Origin of the sequence: Burkholderia sp. JP2-270 (genome assembly GCF_003233675.1) — a bacterium.
Classification (GTDB): Bacteria; Pseudomonadota; Gammaproteobacteria; order Burkholderiales; family Burkholderiaceae; genus Burkholderia; species Burkholderia pyrrocinia_C.
Genome location: NZ_CP029824.1, coordinates 736,962 through 762,872 on the forward strand (window position 1 = coordinate 736,962; position 25,911 = coordinate 762,872).

Genomic DNA, 25,911 nt, shown 5'->3' on the forward strand with positions numbered 1-25,911 from the left:
GTGCGCGTACATCGCGGCCGACACGTTTGTTCGACCGCCACGATGCGCAGCAGCAGTGTCGTCAGGATGAAGAAGGCGAAGAAATGCGGGAGCGTGCGGGTGATCGATGCGCGCGCAACGATTGCCGGAAGGTGCGCCGGCCAGGCTCGGCCCGGCCACGCGCGCCGGCGGCGAAAAATCGGAAAAGCGGCGGTTCATGCCGAAACGGGTGCGAGCGCAACGACCGGCGAAGGCACCATGCCGGCGAATCGCGCAGGAACGCGCGTACCGGCCGCAGGAGGGCTCGGCAAGGCCGGGAAGTACCGATGCGCACCCAATGACGAACGAGCGGCGCCAGCCGCCCTTCCTGCCCCGATCCATCGTCCTGCGCTGCTCATCCAACCGTACTCCCTCTTCTGCATTGTGCTTATAGGAGAACTGCCGACCGATTTTCCCGACCGCTCGGTCGGCGAAAGCCAAGTGTAACGGACGCGTTTCGCGCACGCCAACCGGGTAAGCCCGGACAGCCTGCGCATCGCAACGCGCCGTCTGCGACCGGATTGCGGGAAAGGGAAAAACGGGGGGACGCGGCGAAGTGCGGAAAAGGCGCGGTGCGAACGCAAGCGCGGAATACGGCAATTGCGCAGGCCGATGCACCATCGGTGGAAATCCGTGCACGCAAATGAAAAAGCGCTGTTGGATTCCGTCCAACAGCGCTTTGGGGTCCGGGCACTTTGTGCCTCGATTGTCTCCTCGTTCTCCACCTGCAAATTCGTTTCGCGGTGCATCAGAACTGAAGTGAATCTTAAAGAGGCTTAAGCACCACGGCAACTTAGCATTTACCCCTATGGTGCATCGCCGCACGAAAATGGGGCACCAGCCTGCCGCGCGGCACCGTCTCGAGCCCGCTGCGACGCCGTTCCGGAGCGCGCCGGATGGTGCTTCGCATCAACGTGCCGCGACGCGCGCGGCATGCGCTCAGGACGCCCTGAGCGGCTTGATCCGCGCGACCATCTCGCCGACGATGCCGCGCCGGAACGCGAGCACGCACGCGATGAAGATCAGCCCGGTGACGATCGTCGTCGATTCGCCGAGCGAATGGAACCACGCGACGCCCGTCGTCGACGCGAGCCATTCGCCGATATCGCCGAGCCGGTCTTCCAAAGCGACGATCAGCGCCGCGCCCAGGAGCGGCCCGAACAGCGTGCCCATCCCGCCGACGAGCGTCATCAGCACGACGAGGCCCGACATCGTCCAGTGCGCATCGGAGAGCGTCTCGAAGCCGAGCACGAGCACCTTCAGCGAGCCGGCCAGCCCCGCGAGCCCGGCCGACAGGATGAACGCGAGCAGCTTGAAGCGGTCGGTGTCGTAGCCCAGCGAGATCGCGCGTGCCTCGTTCTCCTTGATCGCGACGAGCACCTGCCCGAACGGCGAATGGACGACCCTCACGATGAACGCGCACGCGACGACGACCACCGCCAGCACGACGTAGTACAGCGCGACGTCGTTCGACAGGTCGAGCAGCCCGAACAGGTGGCCGCGCGGCACGCCCTGCAGGCCGTCCTCGCCGTGCGTGAACGGCGCCTGCAGGTAGATGAAGTAGACCATCTGCGCGAACGCGAGCGTGATCATCGCGAAGTAGATGCCCTGCCGGCGGATCGCGAACAGCCCGACGACGAGCCCGAGCAGCGTCGCGACGACGGTGCCGACGAGCACGCCGAGTTCCGGCGTGAAACCGAGCGTCTGCATCGAATAGCCGGTCGCGTAGCCGGCGGTCGCGAGGAACATCGCATGGCCGAACGACAGCAGCCCCGTATAGCCGATCAGCAGGTTGAACGCGGCCGCGAACAGTGCGAACGTGAGCACCTTCATCACGAAGACCGGATACGCGCCGATGAACGGCGCGACGAGCAGTGCGGCGAGCAGCACGCCGTAAAGCACTTTTCTCTGCATCATTTTTCCTTGCCGAAGAGGCCCGCCGGACGGAACAGCAGCACGATCGCCATGATCACGAACACGACGGTGGCCGATGCTTCGGGATAGAACACGCGCGTGAAACCTTCGATCACGCCGAGCATCAGGCCCGTGACGATCGAGCCGAGGATCGAGCCCATCCCGCCGATCACGACCACCGCGAACACGGTGATGATCATCGGCTGGCCCATCAGCGGCGACACCTGGATCACCGGCGCGGCCAGCACGCCCGCGAACGCGGCGAGCGCGACGCCGAAGCCGTAGGTGAGCGTGATCATCATCGGCACGTTCACGCCGAACGCCTCGACGAGCTTCGGGTTCTCGGTGCCCGCGCGCAGGTACGCGCCCAGGCGCGTCTTCTCGATCACGAACCACGTCGCGAGACACACTGCGAGCGACGCAACGACGACCCACGCGCGATAGTTCGGCAGGAACATGAAGCCGAGATTGGTCGCGCCGGAAAGCTGCGACGGCACGTCGTACGGCTGGCCCGACGCGCCGTAGATCGAACGGAACACGCCCTCGACGACGAGCGTCAGGCCGAATGTCAGCAGCAGCCCGTACAGGTGATCGAGCTTGTACAGCCAGCGCAGCATCGAGCGCTCGATCGCGATCCCGAACGCGCCGACGACCAGCGGCGCCAGCACGAGCATCGCCCAGTACGGCAGCCCGAGGTACGACAGCCCCATCCACGCGAGCATCGCTCCCAGCATGAACAGCGCGCCGTGCGCGAAGTTGATCACGTTGAGCAGCCCGAAGATCACCGCGAGCCCGAGGCTCAGGATCGCGTAGAACGAGCCGTTGACGAGCCCGAGCAGCAACTGGCTCAGCATCGCCGGCAACGGAATGCCAAAGATTTCCATCGAATCTGCCGCCTGTCAGAATGAGGTTCGTTGCGCGCGCAACCGTCAGGCGCTGCGCGCGCATGCGGCGCACGGCAGGTGCGTGCCCGGCGCACCGCTCGGCCCGCCGCCGTGGCACGCATCAGGCCGCGCGCCACGGCGCGGCGCTTACTTCCACATCGCGCAGCGCGTTTCCTGCTTGGTCGTGAACGCCTGTTCGCCCGGAATCGTCGCGAGCACCTTGTAGTAGTCCCACGGCTCCTTCGATTCGGACGGCTTCTTCACCTCCATCAGATACATGTCGTGGATCATGCTGCCGTCCGCGCGGATATAGCCCTTCGCGTAGAAGTCGCTGATCTTCGCCTTCTTCAGCTCGGCCATCACCTTGTCGGAGTCGGTCGTGCCGGCCGCCTGCACGGCCTTCAGGTAGGTCGTCACCGACGAATAGTCGGCCGCCTGCAGGCTCGACGGCATCTTCTTCATCTTGCCGAAGTAGCGCTGCGCCCACTGGCGCGATGCCGCATCGCGATTCCAGTACCAGCTGTCGGTCAGCACGAGGCCCTGCGTCGTCTCGAGGCCGAGGCTGTGTACGTCGTTGATGAACATCAGCAGCGCGGCGAGCTTCATCGTCTTCGTGATGCCGAATTCCTTCGCGGCCTTGATCGCGTTGATCGTGTCGCCGCCCGCGTTCGCCAGGCCGAGAATCTGCGCCTTCGACGACTGCGCCTGCAGCAGGAACGACGAGAAGTCCGACGCGGACAGCGGGTGCCGCACGTAGCCGAGCACCTGGCCGCCGTTCGCCTTCACGACATCCGACGTGTTCTTCTCGAGCGCCTTGCCGAACGCGTAGTCGGCGGTCAGGAAGAACCACGACTTGCCGCCCTGCTTCACCACCGCCGAACCGGTGCCCTTCGCGAGCGCCATCGTGTCGTACGCGTAGTGGACCGTGTACGGCGTGCACTGCTCGTTGGTCAGCGTGTCGGCGCCCGCGCCGATGTTGATGTAGACCTTCTTCTTCTCGGCCGCGACCTGGTTCATCGACAGTGCGGTGGCCGAGTTCGTGCCGCCGACCAGCAGGTCGAGCCCGCCGCGGTCCATCCACTCGCGCGCCTTCGACGCGGCGATGTCGGCCTTGTTCTGGTGATCGGCATAGACGACCTCGATCGGCTTGCCGAGCACCTTGCCGCCGAAGTCGGCGACCGCCATGCGGATCGCCTCGAGGCCGCCCTGCCCGTCGATGTCCGCGTAAAGCCCCGACATGTCGGTGATGAAGCCGATCTTCACGGTATCCGCGGCATGCGCGGCGCCGGCAGTGAGTGCGGCGGTCGCGAGCGCGAGACAGGCGTGTGCGAGGGTCTTCATTTTCATTGACGTCTCCTGTTGTTCTGATGCGTTGTGGTTGTTCGAGGGCCGCCACGGCTAGCGGCAAGGGAAACGGGGCGGCGTCACACCCCGAGCAGGTCGTGCAGCGTCGGCATCTTGCTTTCCAGTTCGGCCGCACGGAAATGCTCGACGATGCGGCCGTGCTCCATCACGTAGAAGCGGTCGGCAAGCGGCGCGGCGAAGCGGAAATTCTGTTCGACCATCACGATCGTGTAGCCGCGCGCCTTCAGCGCGACGATCATCCGCGCGAGCGCCTGCACGATCACCGGTGCGAGGCCTTCGGAAATCTCGTCGAGCAGCAGCAGGTTCGCGCCGGTGCGCAGGATCCGCGCGACCGCGAGCATCTGCTGCTCGCCGCCGGACAGCCGCGTGCCCTGGCTCTGCCGGCGCGACGCGAGGTTCGGGAACATCGCGTAGATCTCGTCGAGCGACATCGCATGCTCGCGCGACCCGATCGGCGGCGGCAGCATCAGGTTCTCCTCGCACGACAGGCTCGAGAAGATTCCGCGCTCCTCCGGGCAGTAGCCGATGCCGAAATGCGCGATGCGGTGCGTCGCGAGGCCGATCGTCTCGTTGCCCGCGACCTTGATCGACCCGCTGCGGCGGCCCGTGAGGCCCATGATCGCGCGCAGCGTCGTCGTGCGGCCCGCGCCGTTGCGGCCGAGCAGCGTGACGACCTCGCCGCGATGCACCGTCAGGTCGACACCGTGCAATATGTGGGATTCCCCGTACCAGGCCTCCAGGCCCGTGATCTCCAGCGCGGGCGTACCGCTCTCGACGCCGCTCAATTCGCGTTCCTCCCGTTCGCTGTGCTTCATGCGTGCGCCCCCGCGAGCGCCGCATCGGCGCTGCCCATGTAGGCTTCGATCACGAGCGGATTCTTCGACACTTCCGCATACGAGCCTTCGGCCAGCACCTCGCCACGTTGCAGGACGGTGATCGTGTCGGAGATGCCCGCGATCACGTTCATGTTGTGCTCGACCATCAGGATCGTGCGGCCGCTCGCGACCTTCTTGATCAGCGCGGTCACGCGGTCGACGTCCTCGTGGCCCATCCCCTGCGTGGGCTCGTCGAGCAGCATCAGTTCGGGCTCCATCGCGAGCGTCGTCGCGATCTCGAGCGCACGCTTGCGGCCGTACGCGAGTTCGACGGTCGGCACGTGCGCGAAATCGGTGAGGCCGACCTGCGTGAGGAGATCCATCGCGCGATCGTCGAGCCGCTTCAGCGTGCGTTCGCTGCGCCAGAAGTGGAATTCGGTGCCGAGCGCGCGCTGCAGGCCGATGCGCACGTTCTGCAGCGCGGTCAGGTGCGGGAACACGGCCGAGATCTGGAACGAGCGGATGATGCCGCGCCGTGCCACCTGCGCAGGCCGCTCGTCGGTGATGTCGATCCCGTTGAAGACGATCTGGCCGGCCGTCGGTGTCAGGAACTTGGTGAGGAGGTTGAAGCAGGTCGTCTTGCCCGCGCCGTTCGGCCCGATCAGCGCATGAATCGCGCCGCGCCGCACACGCAGGTTGACGCCGTTCACGGCGGTGAAACCCCTGAATTCCTTCGTCAGTCCGCGTGTTTCCAGAATCGTGTCGCCGAGAATCATGTTCCCTTCCGTACGAAGTCAGGCGAAGCACCGGGAAGCGTGGCGCAAGCGGCCGCGAACAGGTCAGCGGATCAGCCGGCTGCCCCCGGGCGCCGTGGTACGCCTCGAGGGTGGTCTCCCGCGCCGACGCGTATGCACATTGCGCAACATTGTCGCGCCGTTGGTGCAGTGCAATCATCGGGATTTGCACTTATAGGGCTGGCCGCGATGCCGCATGCGGCCATGCGCGGTTTTCCGCCACGCTTTTTTGACACGTGCATCATCGACTGTTGACCGCCCGCACGGCGCGGCACGCGTGCAATTGAAAAAGCAGCGCGGCTCGCATGGAGCTTGCCGTTCGAACCGCCGCAACCGGCATGACCGCTGCAACGGCACGGCAGCTTGTTTCGCATATCGAATCAGCGCTCGCCCGCATGACGGCCCGCTGTCGCGCGTGTCAGCGCGCCGTCATGCGGCCGTCACCGTGGCCTCCGTTCGCACCGGCGTCGCGTCGCGCGCCGCGCGGCGATCGGCACGAATCATGTCGCTCGCGCGCTCGGCGATCATCAGCGTCGGCGAATTGGTGTTGCCCGACGTAATGAACGGCATCACCGATGCATCGACGATCCGCAGCCCCGCGACGCCGCGCACGCGCAGCCGGCTGTCGACCACAGCGCGCTCATCGTCGGCACGCCCCATCCGGCAGGTGCCGACCGGATGGAAGATCGTCGTGCCGACGGCGCCGGCCGCTTCGATCAGTTCTGCCTCGGTCCGATACCGTGTGCCCGGCAGGATTTCCTCGGGACGATAGCGCGCAAGTGCCGGCGCGGACGCGATCCGGCGCGTGAGGCGCAGCGCGTTCGCGGCGACATGGCGATCGTGGTCGGTCGACAGATAGTTCGGCGCGATCGCGGGTGCGATGCCCGGATCGGCGCTCGTAACGTGCACGCTGCCGCGCGACGTCGGCCGCAGATGGCAGACGGACGCCGTGAACGCGTTGAAGCTGTGCAGCGGCTCGCCGAAGCGTTCGAGCGACAGCGGCTGCACGTGGTATTCGAGATCGGGGCGCGTGAGCGCGGGATCTTCCGGATCGGATTTCGCGAACGCACCGAGCTGCGACGGCGCCATCGACATCGGCCCGCGCTGCAGCAACGCGTATTCGGCGCCGATCATCAGCTTGCCCCACCAGTGCGCGGACAGCGTGTTGAGCGTGCGCACGCCTTCGACGCGAAACGCCATCCGCAATTGCAGGTGATCCTGCAGGTTTTCGCCAACGCCCGGCAGATCCTGCACGACGTCGATGCCGAGCGCCTGCAGCCGCCGGCCGCAGCCGATACCCGACAGTTCGAGCAGTTGCGGCGAATTCACGGCGCCGGACGTCAGCAGCACTTCCGCACGCGCCCGCGCAACATAATCGGTGCCGCCGCCGTGATACTCGACGCCGACCGCGCGCCGCCCTTCGAAGATCACGCGCTGCGCCTGTGCGCCGGTGATCACGGTCAGGTTCGGGCGCGCCATCGCGGGCCGCAGGAACGCCTTCGACGTATTCCAGCGCACGCCGCGCTTCTGGTTCACCTCGAAATAGCCGACCCCGGAATTGTCGCCGCGGTTGAAATCGTCGGTCGCCGGGATGCCCGTCTGCTGTGCGGCTTGCGCGAACGATTCGAGGATCTCCCAGCGCAGCCGCTGCTTCTCGACGCGCCAGTAGCCGCCCGCGCCGTGCGCGTCGCTCGCGCCCGCATGATGATCCTCGCTGCGCTTGAAGATCGGCAGCACGCTGTCCCACGACCAGCCCTCATCGCCGGTTTCGTGCGCCCAGCTGTCGTAATCCTCGCGCTGGCCGCGCATGTAGATCATCCCGTTGATCGACGAGCAGCCGCCGAGCACGCGGCCGCGCGGATACGACAGTGCGCGGCCGTTGAGTGCCGCTTCGGGCTGCGTCTTGTACAGCCAGTCGGTGCGCGGGTTGCCGATGCAATACAGATAGCCGACCGGGATATGGATCCAGTGATAGTCGTCCTTGCCGCCCGCTTCGAGCAGCAGCACGTGGATGTCGGGATCCTCGGTCAGGCGGTTCGCGAGCACGCAGCCTGCGGTGCCCGCGCCGACGATCACGTAATCGAATTCGCCTTCGAGCGTGCGTTGAGTAGTCACTGCTTGTCTCCTGTCGACCAGCGTTGGCGCTTCAGCGCTTACGCTGGTCCCATGGCGTGGCTGGGTGGAGTCAGCGCTTTAGCGCTTACTCCATCCCCACGGCGGTCGACCCGAGTTAGTGCTTTAGCACTTACTCAGGTCCCATGGCGTGGCTGGATGGAGTCAGCGCTTCAGCACTTACGCTGATCCCATGCAAATCTCGTTGTTGTTCGCCGCGCAGCGCGATGCCGCGCATCATTTCCAGCATAGTGCGTCACGGCGGGTGTCTGCAGCAGCGCCCGCCTGCCCTGCCGTACCCCCGGCCGGAACGCGCCGGGCGACGCGACCGATGAAGCGTACTCCGGCTGCCGGCCGCCGATCCAATGAGTTATGCTGAACTGCGTTATAAGCAGCGCTCATATCACGACGATGGATCTCATCCTGCTCCGCGCGTTCGCGACGGTCGCGCGCGAAGGCAACCTGACGCGCGCCGCCGCGCAACTGCACCTGACGCAGCCGGCTGTCAGCCTGCAGATCAAGCATCTGCAGGAAACGCTCGGCGTCACGCTGTTCACGCGCACGTCGCGCGGGCTCGCGCTCACGCGCGACGGCCAGACGCTGCTGCCGCACGCGGAACGTGCGCTCGCCGCGGCCGCCGACGTGCAGCGCGCCGCTGCTGCGCTGCGGCACGAGGTGCGCGGCCGGCTGCGGATCGGCACGATCCTCGATCCGGGCTTCCTGCGGCTCGGCGGCTTCCTGCGCGCGCTGGTCGAGACCCATCCGCAGATCGAGACCGCGCTGCGGCACGGGATGTCTGGCTGGGTGATCGAACAGGTGCGCGCGCAGGCGCTCGACGTCGGCTACTACATCGGCCGCCCGGGCGAGGACGATCAGCTCGACGGCGCCCTGTTCCACACCGTCACGCTCACGCATTTCCAGTACCGCGTGCTCGCGCCGGCCGGCTGGAAGGAGCGCGTGCAGCGCGCGCACGACTGGCGCGCGCTCGCCGCGCTGCCGTGGATCTGGACGCCGCCGGCGTCCGCGCATCACCGGCTGCTGTCGCGGCGCTTCGCGGAAGCCGGCGCGCAGCCCGTGAAGGTCGCCGAGGTCGACCAGGAGCAGTCGATGCTCGACCTCGTCAAATCGGGCATCGGGTTGACGCTCGCGCGCGACTCGACCGCGCTGGCCGAAGCGCACGCGCATGCGCTGACGATCGTCGAACGCGTGACGGTGCCGACCGAACTGACGTTCGTGACGCTCGCCGAGCGGCGCGACGAGCCGGCGATCGCGGCCGCGCTGCGGCTGATCGAAGCCCAGTGGACGATATGAGCGGCGCTGAAGAAGGCGCGGCCGCCACGGACCGCCATACGCCATACGTCGTCATACGTCGCACACAGCGCACCGGCGTCGCGCAACACGCGGCATCTCGCCGCGCCCCCTGCCCGTCGTCACGCCGCCGCCCCCGCCTTTTTGCTAGATTGTGCGTTCGCACACCGCGAGACCCCGATTGAAGGAGACCCGCATGGCCCGCAACATCGAGATCAAAGCCCGCGCCCGCGAATTCGACCAGCTGCGCGAACGCGCGGCGACGCTCGCGGCCGAAGCGCCGCTGTTCTACCGCCAGCAGGATTTCTTCTACGACGTGCCGCGCGGCCGGCTGAAGCTGCGCCGCTTCGAGGACGGCACGCCGGCCGAACTGATCTTCTACCAGCGCGACGACCGCGACGGCCCGAAGGCGTCGTACTACACGCGCAGCCCGGTGACGAATCCCGACGCGATGCACGCGCTGCTCGCGACCGCGCTGACCACGCGCGGGATCGTGACGAAGGAACGGCACGTGTACCTCGCGGGCCGCACGCGCATCCACCTCGACCGCGTCGACGGCCTCGGCGACTTCATCGAACTGGAAGTCGTGCTCGGCCCCGACGACGACGAAGCCGGCGGCGAAGCCGAAGCGCACGATGTGTTCACGAAGCTCGGCGTGTCGCAGGACGATCTGGTCGCGGTCGCGTACGTCGACCTGCTGAACGCCGGCACGCCGCACGAAGCGGCCTGATCCGGCCCCGCCGGCGACGGCGCGGCACGCGCCGCATGGGGCCTGTTCCCGCTAATAGCGGACTTGCTCTGGCCGCCGCGTCACGCGGCGCCGGGCGCCAGGTGCGCGAGCGGCAGCGCGCCGTTGCGCTTGAAGGTCGTCAGCACGATGTTCGAGCGCACGCTGTCGACGCCCGGCACGCGCATCAGCTTCTTCATCACGAACTGCGACAGCGCGTTCAGGTCGGGCGCGACGATCCGCAACAGGTAGTCCGCATCGCCCACCACCGCATGGCATTCGAGCACTTCGGGCAGCACGTCGATCTGCTGCTGGAACTGCTCGATGATCGAATCGCCGTGATGCTTGAGCTTCAGGCTCGTGAACGCGGTGACGCCGAGCCCGAGCTTTTCGGGCCGCAGCATCACGCGATAGCCTTCGATCACGCCGGCCGCCTCGAGCCGCTGCAGCCGCCTGCCGATCTGCGACGGCGACAGCGGCACCTCCTCGCCGAGCTGCTGATGCGTCGCGCGACCGAAACGCTGCAGCACGTCCAGCAGCGCGAGATCGAAGTGATCGAGTTCCAACATGAGCATTCTCCGCATTGATTCGTGATTTGATGCGAGATTATCGCATCATCATGCAAATCAACGCCAACTTTGCGCCCATTCCGCGAGAAGGCCGCTCTACACTTGCATGGTTCCCAACCACAGCGTGCAGAGCCTGATCATGTCCACCGTCGTCACCGCGAAACTGCAGGAGCAGTTCGACGCGGGCCTCGAAACCCGCGCAGATTTCACCATCGACCAGCCGCTCGAACGCTACGGCCAGGTCGACCATGCGGTGTGGAAGCAGCTCTATGCACGCCAGTCGGCGCTGCTGCGCGGGCGCGCCTGCGGCGCGTTCGTCGCGGGGCTCGGCAAGATCGACCTGCCGGCCGATCGCGTTCCTTCGTTCGCGGACGTGAACCGACAGTTGAAGCCCGCGACGGGCTGGGAGATCGTCGCCGTGCCGGGCCTCGTGCCCGACCGCGTGTTCTTCGGGCATCTCGCGAACCGGCGTTTTCCGGTCACCTGGTGGATGCGCCGTCCCGACCAGCTCGACTACCTGCAGGAACCCGACTGCTTCCACGACCTGTTCGGCCATGTGCCGCTGCTGATCGACCCGGTGTTCGCCGACTACATGCAGGCGTACGGCCGCACCGCGCTCGCGGTCGCCGACGACGAAGCGGCGCTTGCGCGGCTCGCTCGCCTCTACTGGTATACAGTTGAATTCGGGCTGATCCGCGACCCGCACGGCACGAACGGGCTGTCGATCTACGGCGCCGGAATCGTATCGAGCAAGGGCGAGAGCCTGTACAGCCTCGAAAGTGCTGCACCGAACCGGCTCGGCTTCGACCTCGAGCGCGTGATGCGCACGAAGTACCGGATCGACACGTTCCAGAAGACCTACTTCGTGATCGACGATTTCGCGCAGCTGTTCGCGCTCGCCGACATCGACGGCCGCGCGCTGGCAGACCGGCTCGCGGCGCTGCCCGAATTCGCGGCCGGCGCGGTGCTCGATACCGATCGCGTGCTGCATCGCGGCACGGGCGAAGGCTGGCCCGACGACGCCGACGCGTGACGCGCCAGCGCGCGCCGGAGGCCGGATGCCCGTCGCCGGATGGCCGTCCCACAACTATGAAACAATGACCGGTGCCGGCTGCGCCGCGCGGCGCAGCCGCGCACGGGCGCCGTTACCGAACGAGAGGTGCAAGATGATCCACAAGCTCACATCAGAAGAACGCAAGACCCGGCTCGAAGGCCTGCCGCTCTGGACGGCCGTGCCGGGCCGCGACGCGATCCAGCGCAGCCTGCGCTTCGCCGATTTCAACGAAGCGTTCGGCTTCATGACGCGCGTCGCGATCAAGGCGCAGGAAATGAACCACCATCCTGAATGGTTCAACGTGTACAACCGCGTCGACGTCACGCTGTCGACCCACGACGCCGACGGCCTGACCGAACGCGACATCGAACTCGCGCTGTTCATCGACCGGGCCGGCGCGCACGCGCAACCGGCCGCGTGAGCCCTTCGTCTACCGCCGCGCGTCTTTCGGTGCGCGGCGCGTCAACTTTTCATTTCGCTGAACGTTTTCTAGGATGTAGTCAGCGAAAGCCTTCAGCTTTCCAAGCCATCCTTAAGCCGCACGTAAGTCTCGTATGCTTTCCGCGCCTTGGGGTCCAAACCTTCCAGTTGCAGCGCGCTTTCGCGCTGTACAATCAGCAGCGCATACGGCTTGGAGAGCGCGCTGGCCTCTTCGCAGAGTTTGAGTTCGTCGCCGCTCGACGGCGAGCGTGCGCGCCAGAAATTGATCGCGGCTTCAAGGTCGTTGATCGAAATATCGGACATGATTGGATTTAATCGTTCGCTGGCCGCCATGCTTGATGTCACGCGATGCGGCGCTCCTGTGGAAACGGCTTCGTGCTGTCCGCGTGCCTGAACCGCCAACCCATTGTACTTGAGCGAACTTCATGCGACTCCTTCTGATCGAAGACGACCGCCCCATCGCACGCGGTATCCAGAGCAGCCTCGAGCAGGCTGGCTTCACCGTCGACATGGTGCATGACGGCATTTTTGCCGAACAGGCGCTGGCACAAAACCGCCACGAACTCGTGATCCTCGACCTCGGCCTGCCGGGCATCGACGGAATGACGCTGCTCACGCGCTTCCGCCAGACCAACCGCCACACGCCCGTAATCGTGCTGACCGCACGCGACGAGCTGAACGACCGGATCCAGGGCCTGAACTCGGGCGCCGACGACTACATGCTCAAGCCGTTCGAACCGGCCGAGCTCGAAGCGCGCATCCGCGCGGTGATGCGCCGCAGCGGCCCGCACAGCGACATGCCGCGTCCGGAAGTGTCGCTCGGCGGCGTCCGCCTGTCGGGCGTCGATCGCCGCATCTTCAACGACGACAAGCCGCTCGAACTGTCGCCGCGCGAATTCGCGGTGCTCGAGATGCTGCTGCTGCGTCACGGCCGCGTCGTCAGCAAGGCCCAGTTGCAGGATCACCTCACGCACTTCGGCGGCGATCTCGGCGATACCGCTATCGAAGTCTATGTGCACCGCGTGCGCAAGAAACTCGAGCAGTGCCGTGTCGAAATCGTCACGGTGCGCGGCTTCGGCTACCTGCTGCAGGAAATCCGCCAGACGGCGAGCGTCTGAGCGGCGGCACGCCGGCCGGCCGCGTGCCGCCGGCATGTGGCCCTGCTCCGCGTCGCTGCCCGGCGCACGACCGCGCCGCTCCCCGTGAGCGGCGCTTATCCATTTGCCCGTCGAAATGTCTCCTGATCCGGCTGTGACCACCAGCCTGCGCCGCTCGCTGCTCCGGCGCCTCGCCGCACCGCTGTCGATGCTCGCGCTGATGAGCGGCCTGATTGCCTACTGGCTCGCGTGGCAATACACGCAGCACGTGATCGACCGCTCGCTCGCCGATCTCGCGACCGCCATCTCGAAACAGATCCAGATCGCCGGCCCCGACGCGCCGTTCACGGTGCCGCCGCTCGCGCAGGCGATGTTCTCCGATCCGGCCGAAGCGCTGATCTACCGGATCAGCGACGGCGAACAGGAACTCGCCGGCGATCCGAAGCTGCCGCTGCGGGGCATCAATGTGCGCCGCATGCATCACGCGTACGTGTTCGAGGCCGAGTACGACAACCGCGCGGTGCGCGTCGCACAGGTGCGCGTCGACAATGTCGAAGGCGGCAAGCCGATGGTCGTCGAGGTCGCGCAGCCGGTGCGGCACCGCTACCGGATCGCGGCCGAATTCCTCGTCGCGATCATGATGCCGCTGCTGCTGCTCCTCCTCGCGGGCTGGGGCATCGTGTGGCGCGTCGTGAACCAGCAGCTCGGCCCGCTCACGCATCTCGCCGATTCACTGAACCGGCAGACCCACACGTCGCTGGAACCGGTCGACGAAACCGAGGTACCGCTGGAGATCCGGCCGCTGACGAGCGCGATGAACGCGCTGCTCGGCCGCCTGAAGACCGCGCTCGACGCGCAGCGCAAGTTCATCGCCGATGCCGCGCACCAGTTGCGCACGCCGCTCACGGCCGTGAAGCTCCATGCGGAGCAGGCGGCCGTTGCACGCGACCCGCACCAGACCTTCGCCGCGGTGCGCGAACTGCGTGCGGCCGCCGACCGTGCGGTGCGGCTGTCGAACCAGTTGCTGTCGCTCGCGCGTGCGGAGCCGGGCGAACAGGCCGCGCGGTTCGTCGACGTCGACCTCGCGGCGATGGCGTTCGAGACGGGTGCCGAGTGGGTACCGCGCGCGCTCGCGTCGCATGTCGACCTCGGCTTCCAGCGCAGCGACGACCCCGGCGACGACGAGAAGCTGATCGTGCGCGGCAACCCCGTGCTGCTGCGCGAGGTGATTGCGAACCTGCTCGACAATGCGCTGAAATACGTGCCGCTCGCGCGGCCGGACGGCGCGCGGATCACGGTGAACGTCGCGCGCAGCGCGCTCGAAGACGGCCAGCCGGCCGCCGAGATCGTCGTCGAGGACAACGGCCCTGGCGTGCCCGCGAACCAGCAGGCCGACCTGTTCAAGCGCTTCTTCCGCGGCGACGCGCAAAGCGGCAACGGCGTCGAGACGGGCGCCGGGCTCGGCCTCGCGATCGTGCACGACATCATCGCGATGCATGGCGGCACCGTGTCGTACGAGGATGCATCGGAAGGCGGCTCGCGCTTCGTGGTGAGGGTACCGCTCGCCCAGCGCACGGAGAAACCGGCCAGCGAAACGCCGGCCGCCGCGTCGGCGCATTGAGCGACCATCGGGCGATTCGCGTCGGGCGAGCGTTGACCGGGCCGCCCGACGGATAAGGAAACGGGAAGGACTGCCGCGCAACGCGGCAGCCGTCTGCTGAAGCGGCAGCGCGCGATGCGCGGCCGCCTGCGTCACTTCTTGTTTTTCTTGTCCTTCGCGCTGGACTCGGACTTGCCGTCCTTCTTGGCCTTCTTCTTTTTCTTCTTCTCGCCGTCCTCCGACGTCGCGAGCAGCGTGCCGCGGCACGAGGCTGCGCCGCAATGGCACGCGTATTCGCGCTTGAGCTTCTTCGTCAGCTTCGCGTCGATCACGAGGCCGTAGTCGTAGAACAGCTCCTCTTCCGGTCCGATGTCGCGCAGCGCGTGGATATATACGCGGCCCTTCACCTCCTCCGCCTCGCAGTTCGGCGCGCACGAATGGTTGATCCAGCGCGCGCTGTTGCCGTCGATCTTGCCGTCGATCACGCCGCCTTCGTCCAGTGCGAAGTAGAACGTATGGTTCGGCTCGCTCGGATCGTGCGGATGGCGACGCAGCGCTTCCTTCCACGAAATTCGCTCGCCCTTGTATTCCACTACGCGTTCGCCGGCCCTGATCGGCGCCACCGCGAACACGCCCTTGCCGTGTACTCCCGAGCGGCGCACCGCGATCCTGCGTGAACTCATCGAACGAATCCTTGTGAAGACGAATGAATGGAAGACGGCCGCGGTCGCGGCCTGGCGCGCGCCAAACGAAAACGCGGCACCGGTCGGTGCCGCGTCGGGGCATGCGGCGAATCACCCGCATCCTACACGTTCGATATTGCTTCGTTCAACATCGCGCGCAATATTGCGCGCTTGACGCGTCAACGCTGGCCGAATGCGATGTCGCCGAACAACGCCTTGTGCTCGCGCGGCTGCGAGCGCCAGTACTGCGGCGGCGCCGTCACCTGCGCGCCGAGCTCGGCCGCCGCGTGCCACGGCCAGCGCGGGTCGTACAGCATCGCTCGCGCCATCGCGACGAAATCGGCATCGCCGGCCTCGATGAGCCGGTTCGCATGCGCGGGCTCGTTGATCAGGCCGACCGCCATCGTCGGCATGCCGACCGCGCGCTTCACGGCCTGCGCGAACGGCACCTGGTAGCCGGGCGACAGCGGAATCTTCTGCAGCGGCGACACACCGCCGGACGACACGTCGATCCAGTCGCAGCCACGGCGCTTCAGTTCATGCGCGAACGCGATCGTGTCGTCCAGCTCCCAGCCGCCTTCGACCCAGTCGGTCGCGGACACGCGCACGCCGACCGGCCGGTCTTCGGGAAACGCCGCGCGCACGATCTCGAAGATCTCCAGCGGAAAACGCATCCGGTTTTCGCGCGACCCGCCGTATTCGTCGGTGCGCCGGTTCGCGAGCGGCGACAGGAACTGGTGCAGCAGGTAGCCGTGCGCCGCATGCACTTCGATCGCGTCGATGCCGAGCCGCGCGGCACGCTTCGCGGCAGCCGCGAACGCATCACGGATCCGGTTCAGGCCCGCGGCGTCGAGCGCGAGCGGCGGCGTCTCGCCTTCCTTGTGCGGTACGGCCGACGGCCCATGCGGCAGCCAGCCGCCGTCCGCGACGGACACGAGCTGACCGCCCTGCCAGGGCACGTCGCTCGACGCCTTGCGCCCCGCATGCGACAACTGCATCGCGACGCGGACCGGCGAATGCTTGCGGATCGCGGCCAGCACCGGCTTCAGCGCGGCTTCGGTCGCGTCGTCCCAGAGGCCGAGGTCGCCGTGCGTGATGCGCCCGTCGGGCTCCACCGCAGTTGCCTCGATGCAGAGCAGGCCCGCGCCCGACAGCGCGAGATGGCCGAGGTGAATCATGTGCCAGTCGGTCGCTTCGCCGCGTTCGGCCGAATACTGGCACATCGGGGAGATCACGATCCGGTTCGGAAGGGTCACGCCGCGCAGCGTGAACGGGGAAAACAGCGCAGTCATGGAAGCCGCTCGCCTGGAAAGGGAAAGAGCGGACGAGCGTAGCACGCAGGCTTGAAGCGTGCAGATGGCCCGATCGGCAGTAAGCGGATGGTCAGGTACGGCCGGCAGCGAGTTGCCGGCGCGGCGGGAAACGCGTTGCATGCAGCGATGCGCCGGCCTGCAACGGATGCGGGCCGGGCCAAGGATTCGCGGCGAACCGCGCCGCCCGCGGCGTCAGAACCCGATGCTGTCGAGCCACTCCGCGAACATGCGCCGCGCGGCCGTCTCGAGCACGGGGCCGTACTGCGCGGTATCGGCACGCAACTGGCTTGCATCGATGCCGGGCGTCGCCGCGATTTCGCCGGCGTTCCCGATCAGCCAGGGTTCGAAGCGGTCGGTGCGGATTTCCGGATGGCACTGCAGCGCCAGCACGTGCTGCCCCCACGCGAATGCCTGGTGGCGGCACGCCGGCGTCGACGCGAGATGGATCGCGCCGCCTGGCAGGTCGAACGTATCGCCGTGCCAGTGCAGCATCGATGTCGCCGCGCCATCGAGATGGCGCAACGGCGACGCGCGGCCGGCATCGGTGAGCGTCAGCGGCGCCCAGCCGAGTTCGTGCTGCGCCGCCGGATAGACGCGCGCGCCGAGCGCACGGGCGATGAACTGCGCGCCGAGGCAGATGCCGAGAATCGGCAGCCCCGCGTCGATGCGCTGGCGCACGAGCGCCGCGAGCGGCGCGATCGTCGGATACTGCGCATCGTCGTACACGCTGAGCGGCCCGCCGAGCACGACGAACAGCGACGGCTGGAGCACATCGAGAACCTCGAACCGCGACGATCCGACGTCTACGTAGCGCACCCGCCGGCCCCGTTCGCCGAGCACCTGCTCGAAGCTCCCGAGATCCTCGAAATGCACGTGGCGGATCGCCACGACTTCAGCGTTCATCATCGGCCTCCCGGTCGATCGACGGACGTCAGCCTGCGAAAATCTTCCAGGTCTTCTTCTGCGTCGCCGCGTCGGCTTCTTCCTGCACCGAGCAGTCGAGACGCAGGTCGCTGTCGGACATCGAGATGTCGAGCGCCGCGCAGTGATGCACGGTCTTCTTCGACAGCTTGCCCGGCTGGAAGTGGGCGCACGTCAAGCACATGCGCTGCGGCGGCGTCGCGCCGGCCACCTGCAGCTCGCGCAGCGTCTTCAGCAGCGCGCGATACAGTCCGCCCTGCTCGTCCGCGCCGAGCTTGCCGACCGCTTTCGTCAGGAATTCAGGCCATTGCAGCGCCTTCTTCGCGGCCGTGCGACCACGCGCCGACAGGCGCACGGCCAGTGCGCGGCCGTCGTCCAGCGCACGGCGCTTCTCGACGAGCCCCTTCGTCTCGAGCGTGCTGACCGCATCGCTCGTGGTCGCCGCGGTGAGCTGCGTCTCGCGCGCGATCTCACCGAGCCGCATCGGGCCCTTGCGCTGCAGCAGCAGCACGAGAATTTCGCCCTGCGTCGGCGTCAGGCCTGCGCCTTCCGCCCAATCCCATGCCTGGCTTCGCATGGCCGTACTCAACCGCAGCAGGCTGTGGGTGACACGTCCCGAAGCCTGGTTCCCGTAAACGCCTTCGCTCATAGTCTTTTCGCTTTGCCGCCGCCCGGAATGCCGAGCGGCCGTAGTGTGGAGATCGAATGTCCGTCTCAAAACAGACGCCCTCTTGCGAGTGCGTCAGCACGGCCGTCGCGAGGCACACGCGGCGGTCGCATTCGCGGCGACCGGTGAGACACGCGTCGTTCCGGTGTCCGCAAAGCCGACATTCTAAGCGAGAGCGGAAAATCGCACAGCTAAGTTATCCCCTGCATTCTGTGGAAAATCGCTGGATAACTGAATTTTTTCGTTGTGCCTGCAATGCCGCACACCCGCGGAACCAGTGCATCGGCATTTTCCTGTTCGGATCGGCCATCGCGCGAATGGCAATGATCCACCGGGTTATCCCGCCCGCAGATCGTTGACTTTGCAGAGGAATGTAGGGTTATCCACAGATTTTCAGGGCGACTGGCAACGATTTCGGCCGGAAACCGGGCCGGCCGTCGTTCAGCGAATCGCGACGCGGTCGAGTCCGCAATCTGCAAAACATTTTTTCATTCACGCCAGCGTAAGCACTGCTGCCGGACCGTTTCGTTCAGCGATTTTTCCTGTTTGAAAACGGTTCTCAACCACGATGCGTCGTTTACGCGCGCCTTGGCAAGCGCGCCGATCTCGTCGAGCGCCGCGCGCGAACCGAGCGCGGCCGCATGCGGCGCGATCCGGTCGAGCGTGTCGAGGATGTCTTCCGCGATCGTGCGGCGTTCACCCGTCTGAGGATTCACGCAGGTCCCCTCGAGCCCGAAGCGGCACGCTTCGAAACGGTTGAACGTATAGACGAGGTAGTCGTCCTCCGACAGCTTCAGCGGCCGGTCGGTCAGCAGGTAGCGCGCGAGCGTCTGGATGTAGCAGGCGATCGCCGCCGCGCGGTCGACCGACAGCGGCGTATCCATCACGCGCACCTCGATCGTCCCGTAGCCGGGCTTCGGGCGGATGTCCCAGTAGAAGTCCTTCATCGAGTTGACGACGCCCGTGTTCACCATCTTCATGAAGTACTCCTCGAAGCTGTCCCAGGTCAGCACGAACGGCGCGCGGCCCGACAGCGGGAACGCGAACACCGAATTCAGGCGTGCCGAATGGAAGCCCGTGTCGACGTTCTGCACGAACGGCGACGATGCGGACAACGCGATGAAGTGCGGAATGAAGCGCGACATCGAGTGCAGCAGGAACAGCGCGCTGTCCGGATCGGGACAGCCGATGTGCACGTGCTGGCCGAACACGGTGAACTGTTTGGCCAGATAGCCGTACAGCTCGGAGATGTACTGGAAGCGCGGCGCATCGTAGATCTGCCGGTCGCTCCATTGCTGGAACGCGTGCGTGCCGCCGCCGGCGAGCCCGACGTTGAGCTGGTCGGCCGCCTTCACGAGCACGTCGCGGATCGCATGCAGCTCGCTGACCGCCTGCTCGTGCGAATGGCAGATGCCGGTCGACAGCTCGATCATGCTCTCGGTGATTTCCGGCGTGATGTTGCCCGGAAAGGTCTCGCCCTGGATCAGGCGCATCAGGTCGGATGCAGCCTTGGTCAGGTCGTAGTTGTGCGTGTTGACGACCTGGATCTCCAGTTCGACGCCGAACGTGAACGGTTCGGAATTGACGAAGGTTTCGAGTGCCATGGCAGGTTCCGGAATCAGTTGCTGTCGCTGCGTTCGCCGACCGCCGACAGGCAGCGGTAGACGACGAACGGGCTGACGAGCTGCAGGATCACGATCGTGCACATCACGATCGCACGCAGGTGCGGGTCGAAATTCGGATAGAGCTGGTAGGTATCGTCGACGAGCAGGTACGACAGCGCGGACATCGGCGTAAGCGCGATGCCGAGCGCGACGCCCTGCTTCATCCCGATGCCGCTCGGCTTCGCGAATGCGACGACGCCGGCCAGCTTCGCGACGAGCCGCGTGACGATCAGCACGATCGAGAGCAGCCCGCCGAGCGCGATGTCGCCCCACGTGAACGACGTGAGCGTCAGCACGAACAGGACCACCGTCAGCAGCCAGCCGGCCGTGCCGAAATGCTCGGGCCACAGCTGCGGACGCGCTTCGAGGTTCTTCACGATGATGCCCGCGAGCAACAGCGTGAGCAGCGTCGACAGCTTCAACGCCTGTGCCACCGCGATCGCCAGCATCACGAGCCCGAACAGCGCGACGAACGAATGCTCGTCGCGCATCGTCGACGTCATGTGGCGGAACAGGAAATTGCACGAACGCGCGACGAGGTACGCGACGATGAACGAACCGGCGATCAGGTAGAGCGGCTGCAGGATCGTCGCGAACACGTTGCCGTACGCTTCCTGGTGCAGCCAGCTCGTGACGAGCTTGGTCAGCACGATCGCGTACACGCTGTTGAGCGCCGTGAGCGTGATGAGGCGCTGCGACACCTGCCCTTCCGCGCGCAGTTCGGTCTTGAGCTGGATCACCATCGACGGCGACGTCGCGATCGCGATCGCCGACAGCACGAGCGCAACCATTCCCGACATGCCGAGCGCAAGCATCACGAACAGCACGAGCACGAACGTCAGCGTGGCTTCCGCGAGACTCGACGCGACGAGCCACGGATTGCGCCGGATCCAGCGCAGGTCGAGGCGGCTGCCGAGCTCGAACAGCAGCAGGCCGAGCGCGACGTCGATCAGCAGCCGCGACGTTTGGTCGGTACTTGCGTCGATCACGCCGAATCCGAACGAACCGGCGACGAGACCGATTACCGCATAGCCGGTGATGCGCGGCAGGCGCCATGCGCGATAGCACAGTTCGCCGCACAGGCCGGCCGCGAACAGCGCGAGCCCGGCCCAGAACACGGCATCCGGCGCGAGCGGCCAGTTGGGCAGAAATGAGAACGCCGACTTCATCGTGGTGACTTCTCCTTTGGAAGCAACCGCCAGCGACGCGGGGTCAAGCGTCAGAAATGGATGCGCGCCGGCTGGGTATCGCCCCGAATGTGATTGTTGTGGTCGACGACGGCGGGACATGGGGTCCGCCTGTTCCGCCATCCGGCGGAAAGTCGCACAGGTTGCCGATCTGGATTGTCGGCCTGGTGTGTGAACGGACTGCGCAGTCTCGAAGATTCAGATTCGAAACCGTGCCGACCGTTCCATTGAAGCTTGTCCGGCGCCTGGCCGGACGAACGCGAAGGAAACCGATTGTGCCACAGCTTTTTCGGTCTGGAACCCATTGAATCGACTCGCTGCGCTGTGCGGCACCACAGGTCTTTGGTTTCAAAGGTTTACTTGTATATATACGTAGTAGAAGTTAACAAAGGACGCACAGTTCTGTGGATAACTTCGGTTTACGCTGACGGATCAATGCGTTGGCGAAACCATAACCCGTTGCACAGGCTGTTCGTGCACAGAAGTTTGAGATGAGCAACTTTGGGGCCGTTTCACAGCTGTGCCGAGTTGCCCAGTTTACGTCCACTGTGATTACACACGAAGTGCATGTGGATTTCGCAAGGTTATCCACAGCGCCGAGTGGATAACCTTGCACCGAGAAGCCGGAAAACTGTGAGCGATTCGTGCGGCAGGAAGCCGATCAGCCGGCTGAGCCGACGCGGCGCGCGCGCAGTGCGCGGATCAGGAAACGTGCAGGATCGACGGCTTCGGCGAGTTCGCGCTCGAGCGGCCACGGCTCGCCTTCGAGTTGCGATGCGATCAGTTCGGCGCCGAGCGCGGCCCACACGAGGCCGCGCGAGCCAAAGCCGAATGCGCCGTAGAGGCCGGGCGTGCGCGGCAGGTCGCGCGCCTTTGCGCCGCTCAGCGCGCGTGCGTTCGCGACGGCCTGCGCTTCGTCCGCGAGCGGGCCGATCAGCGGCAGGCGATCGGCGACGACCCAGCGGAATGCAACGCGGCCGCGCAGCGTGCCCAGGTCCGGCACGTCGCCGATCAGGCCCGGCAGCAGGTGCCGCACGCGGTCGAGGTTTTCGATGTGACCGGCCCCGCGCATCTCCGGATCGACGTCGTCGGGTTCGAATGTCGCGCCGATCAGCAGCGTGCCGTCGTCGAGCGGCACCGCGTAACCGTCGCCGATCGCCGGGCACGGCAGCGGCGCCGCGCTGCCGGGCGGCAGCAGCGTGAGCTGGCCGCGCACCGGTTGCAGCACGACATGCTGCAGCCCCGCGAGACGCACGGCGTCGCCCGCGTTTGCGAGCACGACGACGGGCGCTTCGGCCAGCGTGCCGCCTGCTGCATCGAGCGCATGCCATGCGTCGCCCCGCCGCTCGAGCCGCGCGACGCCGGTGGACGCGAGCAAGCGCACGCGTTCGCCGGCCGCCGCGTATTGCGCCGCGCACAGCCCGGCCGGCCAGACGGCGCCGCCGTGCGGAAACAGCAGGCCGCCATGCGCGACCGGCAGGTTCAGATGCGCGCGCGCGGCGTCGGTATCGAGCAGCGACGCATAGTCGGACGGCGCGCCGAACGCATCGAATGCATCGCGCATCCGCGCGAAGTCGTCGGCCGATTCGGCGAGATGGATCATCCCGTGCGTGCTGCGCGCGAACGCATGGCCCGCGCGTTCGAGTGCGCGCCAGCGTGCGATCGCGTGCAGGAAGCCGCTGCGCGTGAGCCGGCTTGCGACGTTGTCGTCGCGTGTCATCAGCGGATGGAATACGCCGGCAGGATTGCCCGACGCTTCGCTCGCGATCCGTTCGTGCCGCTCGATCAGCGTGACGTCCCAGCCGCGCGCGGCCAGGCGTTCGACGACCGCGCAGCCGGCCAGGCCCGCGCCGATCACGATCGCGCGGCGTGCCGCAACGGGCAGTGCGCGCGGCGGCTCGTGCCGGCGAGCGCGCCAGCGCGGCGCATATTCGCCGACGAGCGAATCGTCGACTTCACGATACGTGAAACCCGATTCGCCGAGTGCGTGTTTCACGGCGCCGAAATTCGCATGCGCTGCAAACGTCGCGCCTTCGCCGGCGATTTTCGCGAGCGCACGAACCACGTCGGTCGCGCGGAGATTCGCGTCGTTCGACGACGCGAAGCCGTCAATATAAAACGCATCGGCGCGCGCGACGAGCTTCGTCAACATGTCGACGGCATCGCCGAACGCGAGCGTGAGCACCACGCGCCCTTCGTCGAATTCCAGTCGGTGCAGGCCCGGCACGAGCATCGGCCAGGCGTCGACCAGTGCGTCGACGTCGGCCGATATGGTTGTGTTCGCAACGATATGCGAAACCGCGCGGCGCAGGTCGTCGCGCGAGAACGGATGCGGCTCGACTGCGACGAAATGCAGCCGCTCGCAGCGCGCCTGATCGTCGCGCCACGCGGCCCATGCCGCGAGGAAGTGGCTGCCCGCGCCGAATCCCGTCGCGACGATCGTGAACGTGCGGCGGCCTTGCCAGCGCGCCGGCAGCCCGTTGCCGGAGACGCACACGTGATGCGCAAGCGCACCTGATGCGTCGCGATGGAGGTCGCCGTACTCGGGCGAAACAAGCGTGCCGTCGTCGCGAAGCGCGAGCGTGGCGGGAACAAGTCGGTCGGGCATGCGAAACAAAAAACGTGGCAGCCAAGCCTGGCAAGGGATTGCGCGGGGTCGTCCGAGCAGCCGTTGGAAAAATCCAACGGGGCGGCGCACGGGCGGACCGCGCTGCGTATCCTGTCCGGTTGGCGCAGGTCAAAAAACGGGCAATCGACGATTCATTCGGCGAAATACTGATGAAAATCTTTGAAACCCTTGTCGTTATTGGGTTTGCGCTGCGCTATCATAGCAACGCCGTACCGCGGGGTGGCCGCCGGCAAGCCGGAGGGCGCGTCGCGCGGGCCAGGATTCGGCGCTGTGTCGTCGGAGTCTGACTCTCGACGGCACGGTTCGCGCACGTATAATCGGCGCGTTCGCGCTGTTCGTGTCAACCTAACCTGATAAAGGAACCTTAATGAACAAACAGGAACTGATCGACGCCGTCGCCGCCCAAACGGGCGCCAGCAAGGCTCAAACCGGCGAAACGCTGGACACGCTGCTCGAAGTCATCAAGAAGGCCGTGTCGAAGGGTGATGCGGTTCAGCTGATCGGCTTCGGCAGCTTTGGTTCGGGCAAGCGCGCAGCACGTACGGGCCGCAACCCGAAGACCGGTGAAACCATCAAGATCCCGGCAGCCAAGACGGTCAAGTTCACGGCTGGCAAGGCGTTCAAGGACGCCGTCAACAAGCGTTAAACCAGCGCCTGTTCCAGAAAAAACCCGCCTTTCGGCGGGTTTTTTGTTGGGCGCGCGCGGCATTTTCGCCACAGTCCGCGCCACTCTTGCAAGATTTAACGGTTGTTTTTACAAGCCGTTACCATGCCGTTACGCGTGCACGATTTGGGTGTCGCCGTGATCGTCGTCGTCGTGCGAATCGACATCCCACGCCGGGAACGGATCGTCGAACGCGCTCCATCCTGCCGCGCCGACGGCGAATTCCGCATCGGTCAGCAGGCACGCGTCGAGCTTCTCGCGCCATGCATCGGCATCGAGCGCGATGCCGATCAGCACGAGTTCCTGCCGGCGATCGCCGACCGTGCGATCGTCGAGATCGCCATGCCATTCGGCGCGGATTTCGGCGAGCAGCTCGTCGTCGTCCGGCCATTCCGCGCGATCCTGCGCGGCCCACCAGAGACCCGCCGGGCCATGCCGGCATACGCCGCCCGCCTGCGACAGCGAGCCTGCGATGTCGTTGCGCGTCGCGAGCCAGAAGAAGCCCTTGCTGCGCAGCACGCCCGGCCACTCCTGGTGCAGCAGCGCCCAGAGTCGTGCCGGATGGAACGGTCGGCGCGCGCGGTAAACAAAATTGCCGATCCCGAATTCGTCGGCTTCGCCGTGCACGTGCGCATGATGCTCGTCATGGCAATCGGGATCGTCGCAATGCGTGTGATCGTGATCGAGCGACGCGAGCCAGCCCGGCGCATTCGCTGCTTCGTCGAAATCGAAGCGGCCCGTGTTCAGCACTTCGTCGAGCGGCACGTTGCCGAACGTCGACACGACCTGGTGCGCGCGCGGATTGAGCCGGGCGAGGATGTGCTGCAGGCGCGCGAGTTCGTCCGCGCCGACGAGGTCGGCCTTGTTGATCACCAGCACGTCGCAGAATTCGATCTGCTCGATCAGCAGTTCGACGAGCGTGCGATCGTCTTCGTCCGATGCGGCGATGCCGCGCGTCGCGAGTGCGTCGTCGGAGCCGTAGTCGCGCAGGAAGTTGTACGCGTCGACCACGGTGACGAGCGTGTCGAGACGCGCGAGTTTCGACAGCGATTCGCCGTCGTCGTCGACGAACGTGAAGGTTTCGGCGATCGGCATCGGCTCCGCGATACCGGTCGATTCGATCATGATCGCGTCGAAGCGACCCTCGGACGCGAGGTTGCGGATCTCGACGAGCAGGTCGTCGCGCAGCGTGCAGCAGATGCAGCCGTTCGACATTTCGACGAGGCGTTCCTCGACGCGCGACAGCGCCTGCGCGTCGCGCACGAGCGACGCGTCGATGTTGACCGCCGCGAGATCGTTGACGATCACGGCGACTTTCAGGCCCGCGCGGTTCGCGAGGACGTGATTGAGCAGCGTGGTCTTGCCGGCGCCGAGGAAGCCGGACAGCACGGTGACGGGCAACGGCTGGTTCATTGCGGTACACACCAACGGAAAAGATGAAAAAGCGGCCGCGGCACCCTTCCGGGGCGCGATCGGCCCGCGGAC

24 protein-coding genes are annotated in these 25,911 nt (G+C 66.3%); 8 read left to right on the forward strand and 16 right to left on the reverse strand.

Annotation, left to right across the window (positions count from 1 at the left end; genetic code table 11):
- Positions 1–66: 66 nt before the first annotated feature.
- Positions 67–465: a hypothetical protein gene (locus DM992_RS03475; protein ID WP_162631558.1), complete on the forward strand. Its 399-nt coding sequence runs from the start codon at positions 67–69 to the stop codon at positions 463–465.
- A gap of 492 nt (positions 466–957) precedes the next feature.
- Here the strand turns inward: DM992_RS03475 and DM992_RS03480 are convergent, their stop codons facing one another.
- From DM992_RS03480 to DM992_RS03505, 6 genes are all read right to left on the reverse strand, one after another.
- Positions 958–1,932, reverse strand: coding sequence for a branched-chain amino acid ABC transporter permease (locus DM992_RS03480; protein ID WP_162631671.1), 975 nt, complete (start codon positions 1,930–1,932; stop codon positions 958–960).
- Positions 1,932–2,816, reverse strand: a complete 885-nt coding sequence (locus tag DM992_RS03485) for a branched-chain amino acid ABC transporter permease (protein ID WP_034183825.1) — start codon at positions 2,814–2,816, stop codon at positions 1,932–1,934. The genes DM992_RS03480 and DM992_RS03485 overlap by 1 nt, the downstream gene beginning before the upstream one ends.
- A 147-nt stretch (positions 2,817–2,963) precedes the next feature.
- Positions 2,964–4,163 (reverse strand): ABC transporter substrate-binding protein, encoded by a 1,200-nt coding sequence (locus DM992_RS03490; RefSeq protein WP_111015667.1) that lies wholly within the window; start codon positions 4,161–4,163, stop codon positions 2,964–2,966.
- A 77-nt stretch (positions 4,164–4,240) separates the two neighbouring features.
- Entirely contained in the window at positions 4,241–4,996 is a 756-nt protein-coding gene (locus DM992_RS03495) for an ABC transporter ATP-binding protein (protein ID WP_111015668.1), read from the reverse strand.
- Entirely contained in the window at positions 4,993–5,772 is a 780-nt protein-coding gene (locus tag DM992_RS03500) for an ABC transporter ATP-binding protein (RefSeq protein ID WP_006477266.1), read from the reverse strand. Before DM992_RS03500 ends, DM992_RS03495 begins: the two co-directional genes overlap by 4 nt.
- 447 nt (positions 5,773–6,219) lie before the next feature.
- Complete coding sequence (locus DM992_RS03505) at positions 6,220–7,905, reverse strand: GMC family oxidoreductase N-terminal domain-containing protein (RefSeq protein ID WP_111015670.1); 1,686 nt, start codon at positions 7,903–7,905, stop codon at positions 6,220–6,222.
- Between the two features lie 408 nt (positions 7,906–8,313).
- On the opposite strand from DM992_RS03505, the gene DM992_RS03510 reads away from it, so the two are divergent.
- Positions 8,314–9,213 (forward strand): LysR family transcriptional regulator, encoded by a 900-nt coding sequence (locus DM992_RS03510; protein WP_111015672.1) that lies wholly within the window; start codon positions 8,314–8,316, stop codon positions 9,211–9,213.
- Positions 9,214–9,406: 193 nt separating this feature from the next.
- Entirely contained in the window at positions 9,407–9,940 is a 534-nt protein-coding gene (locus DM992_RS03515) for a class IV adenylate cyclase (protein WP_111015674.1), read from the forward strand.
- An 80-nt stretch (positions 9,941–10,020) separates the two neighbouring features.
- On the opposite strand, the gene DM992_RS03520 is transcribed toward DM992_RS03515, so the two are convergent.
- A complete protein-coding gene (locus DM992_RS03520) occupies positions 10,021–10,506 on the reverse strand; it encodes an Lrp/AsnC family transcriptional regulator (protein ID WP_006408082.1) in 486 nt (161 codons plus the stop codon).
- 106 nt (positions 10,507–10,612) lie between these two features.
- Between DM992_RS03520 and phhA the strand changes: the two genes are divergently transcribed.
- Positions 10,613–11,539 carry a phenylalanine 4-monooxygenase gene (gene phhA / locus DM992_RS03525; RefSeq protein WP_111015676.1) on the forward strand — a complete coding sequence of 309 codons (927 nt, stop codon included), beginning with the start codon at positions 10,613–10,615 and terminating at the stop codon, positions 11,537–11,539.
- A 133-nt stretch (positions 11,540–11,672) separates the two neighbouring features.
- Positions 11,673–11,981, forward strand: a complete 309-nt coding sequence (locus tag DM992_RS03530; protein ID WP_039352208.1) for a 4a-hydroxytetrahydrobiopterin dehydratase — start codon at positions 11,673–11,675, stop codon at positions 11,979–11,981.
- A 92-nt stretch (positions 11,982–12,073) separates the two neighbouring features.
- Here the strand turns inward: DM992_RS03530 and DM992_RS03535 are convergent, their stop codons facing one another.
- The gene (locus tag DM992_RS03535) at positions 12,074–12,304 is read right to left on the reverse strand and encodes a DUF3717 domain-containing protein (protein WP_034183818.1); all 231 of its coding nucleotides are present in this window, start codon (positions 12,302–12,304) and stop codon (positions 12,074–12,076) included.
- Between the two features lie 122 nt (positions 12,305–12,426).
- Here DM992_RS03535 and DM992_RS03540 point away from each other — a divergent pair, with 122 nt between their 5' ends.
- Positions 12,427–13,119: a response regulator transcription factor gene (locus tag DM992_RS03540; RefSeq protein ID WP_006401494.1), complete on the forward strand. Its 693-nt coding sequence runs from the start codon at positions 12,427–12,429 to the stop codon at positions 13,117–13,119.
- Between the two features lie 115 nt (positions 13,120–13,234).
- Positions 13,235–14,719 (forward strand): sensor histidine kinase, encoded by a 1,485-nt coding sequence (locus DM992_RS03545; RefSeq protein ID WP_072442637.1) that lies wholly within the window; start codon positions 13,235–13,237, stop codon positions 14,717–14,719.
- A 131-nt stretch (positions 14,720–14,850) separates the two neighbouring features.
- Here the strand turns inward: DM992_RS03545 and DM992_RS03550 are convergent, their stop codons facing one another.
- The 7 genes from DM992_RS03550 to mnmC all read right to left on the reverse strand — a co-directional run bounded on the left by DM992_RS03550 (position 14,851) and on the right by mnmC (position 23,741).
- Positions 14,851–15,381, reverse strand: coding sequence for an SET domain-containing protein-lysine N-methyltransferase (locus DM992_RS03550; RefSeq protein ID WP_111015678.1), 531 nt, complete (start codon positions 15,379–15,381; stop codon positions 14,851–14,853).
- A gap of 179 nt (positions 15,382–15,560) precedes the next feature.
- Complete coding sequence (locus DM992_RS03555) at positions 15,561–16,673, reverse strand: NADH:flavin oxidoreductase/NADH oxidase (protein WP_111015680.1); 1,113 nt, start codon at positions 16,671–16,673, stop codon at positions 15,561–15,563.
- 213 nt (positions 16,674–16,886) lie between these two features.
- Positions 16,887–17,597: a glutamine amidotransferase gene (locus tag DM992_RS03560; RefSeq protein WP_111017784.1), complete on the reverse strand. Its 711-nt coding sequence runs from the start codon at positions 17,595–17,597 to the stop codon at positions 16,887–16,889.
- A 28-nt stretch (positions 17,598–17,625) separates the two neighbouring features.
- Entirely contained in the window at positions 17,626–18,264 is a 639-nt protein-coding gene (locus tag DM992_RS03565; RefSeq protein WP_111015682.1) for a MarR family winged helix-turn-helix transcriptional regulator, read from the reverse strand.
- Positions 18,265–18,770: 506 nt separating this feature from the next.
- Positions 18,771–19,886 carry a YbdK family carboxylate-amine ligase gene (locus DM992_RS03570; RefSeq protein WP_034183814.1) on the reverse strand — a complete coding sequence of 372 codons (1,116 nt, stop codon included), beginning with the start codon at positions 19,884–19,886 and terminating at the stop codon, positions 18,771–18,773.
- A 14-nt stretch (positions 19,887–19,900) separates the two neighbouring features.
- Positions 19,901–21,115 (reverse strand): cation:proton antiporter, encoded by a 1,215-nt coding sequence (locus tag DM992_RS03575; protein ID WP_111015684.1) that lies wholly within the window; start codon positions 21,113–21,115, stop codon positions 19,901–19,903.
- A 679-nt stretch (positions 21,116–21,794) separates the two neighbouring features.
- Complete coding sequence (gene mnmC, locus DM992_RS03590; protein WP_111015690.1) at positions 21,795–23,741, reverse strand: bifunctional tRNA (5-methylaminomethyl-2-thiouridine)(34)-methyltransferase MnmD/FAD-dependent 5-carboxymethylaminomethyl-2-thiouridine(34) oxidoreductase MnmC; 1,947 nt, start codon at positions 23,739–23,741, stop codon at positions 21,795–21,797.
- A 388-nt stretch (positions 23,742–24,129) separates the two neighbouring features.
- Between mnmC and DM992_RS03595 the strand changes: the two genes are divergently transcribed.
- A complete protein-coding gene (locus DM992_RS03595) occupies positions 24,130–24,408 on the forward strand; it encodes an HU family DNA-binding protein (protein ID WP_006401505.1) in 279 nt (92 codons plus the stop codon).
- Positions 24,409–24,537: 129 nt separating this feature from the next.
- On the opposite strand, the gene DM992_RS03600 is transcribed toward DM992_RS03595, so the two are convergent.
- Positions 24,538–25,851, reverse strand: coding sequence for a GTP-binding protein (locus DM992_RS03600; protein WP_275427573.1), 1,314 nt, complete (start codon positions 25,849–25,851; stop codon positions 24,538–24,540).
- Positions 25,852–25,911: the final 60 nt, after the last annotated feature.

Excerpts from the sequence above, each read along its gene's own strand:
- DM992_RS03475 (WP_162631558.1), top strand. The coding sequence starts at position 67 with ATGAAGAAGGCGAAGAAATGCGGGAGCGTGCGGGTGATCGATGCGCGC.
- DM992_RS03480 (WP_162631671.1), bottom strand. The coding sequence starts at position 1,932 with ATGCAGAGAAAAGTGCTTTACGGCGTGCTGCTCGCCGCACTGCTCGTC.
- DM992_RS03485 (WP_034183825.1), bottom strand. The coding sequence starts at position 2,816 with ATGGAAATCTTTGGCATTCCGTTGCCGGCGATGCTGAGCCAGTTGCTG.
- DM992_RS03490 (WP_111015667.1), bottom strand. The coding sequence starts at position 4,163 with ATGAAAATGAAGACCCTCGCACACGCCTGTCTCGCGCTCGCGACCGCC.
- DM992_RS03495 (WP_111015668.1), bottom strand. The coding sequence starts at position 4,996 with ATGAAGCACAGCGAACGGGAGGAACGCGAATTGAGCGGCGTCGAGAGC.
- DM992_RS03500 (WP_006477266.1), bottom strand. The coding sequence starts at position 5,772 with ATGATTCTCGGCGACACGATTCTGGAAACACGCGGACTGACGAAGGAA.
- DM992_RS03510 (WP_111015672.1), top strand. The coding sequence starts at position 8,314 with ATGGATCTCATCCTGCTCCGCGCGTTCGCGACGGTCGCGCGCGAAGGC.
- DM992_RS03515 (WP_111015674.1), top strand. The coding sequence starts at position 9,407 with ATGGCCCGCAACATCGAGATCAAAGCCCGCGCCCGCGAATTCGACCAG.
- DM992_RS03520 (WP_006408082.1), bottom strand. The coding sequence starts at position 10,506 with ATGTTGGAACTCGATCACTTCGATCTCGCGCTGCTGGACGTGCTGCAG.
- phhA (WP_111015676.1), top strand. The coding sequence starts at position 10,613 with ATGGTTCCCAACCACAGCGTGCAGAGCCTGATCATGTCCACCGTCGTC.
- DM992_RS03530 (WP_039352208.1), top strand. The coding sequence starts at position 11,673 with ATGATCCACAAGCTCACATCAGAAGAACGCAAGACCCGGCTCGAAGGC.
- DM992_RS03535 (WP_034183818.1), bottom strand. The coding sequence starts at position 12,304 with ATGTCCGATATTTCGATCAACGACCTTGAAGCCGCGATCAATTTCTGG.
- DM992_RS03540 (WP_006401494.1), top strand. The coding sequence starts at position 12,427 with ATGCGACTCCTTCTGATCGAAGACGACCGCCCCATCGCACGCGGTATC.
- DM992_RS03545 (WP_072442637.1), top strand. The coding sequence starts at position 13,235 with ATGTCTCCTGATCCGGCTGTGACCACCAGCCTGCGCCGCTCGCTGCTC.
- DM992_RS03550 (WP_111015678.1), bottom strand. The coding sequence starts at position 15,381 with ATGAGTTCACGCAGGATCGCGGTGCGCCGCTCGGGAGTACACGGCAAG.
- DM992_RS03555 (WP_111015680.1), bottom strand. The coding sequence starts at position 16,673 with ATGACTGCGCTGTTTTCCCCGTTCACGCTGCGCGGCGTGACCCTTCCG.
- DM992_RS03560 (WP_111017784.1), bottom strand. The coding sequence starts at position 17,597 with ATGAACGCTGAAGTCGTGGCGATCCGCCACGTGCATTTCGAGGATCTC.
- DM992_RS03565 (WP_111015682.1), bottom strand. The coding sequence starts at position 18,264 with ATGAGCGAAGGCGTTTACGGGAACCAGGCTTCGGGACGTGTCACCCAC.
- DM992_RS03570 (WP_034183814.1), bottom strand. The coding sequence starts at position 19,886 with ATGGCACTCGAAACCTTCGTCAATTCCGAACCGTTCACGTTCGGCGTC.
- DM992_RS03575 (WP_111015684.1), bottom strand. The coding sequence starts at position 21,115 with ATGAAGTCGGCGTTCTCATTTCTGCCCAACTGGCCGCTCGCGCCGGAT.
- mnmC (WP_111015690.1), bottom strand. The coding sequence starts at position 23,741 with ATGCCCGACCGACTTGTTCCCGCCACGCTCGCGCTTCGCGACGACGGC.
- DM992_RS03595 (WP_006401505.1), top strand. The coding sequence starts at position 24,130 with ATGAACAAACAGGAACTGATCGACGCCGTCGCCGCCCAAACGGGCGCC.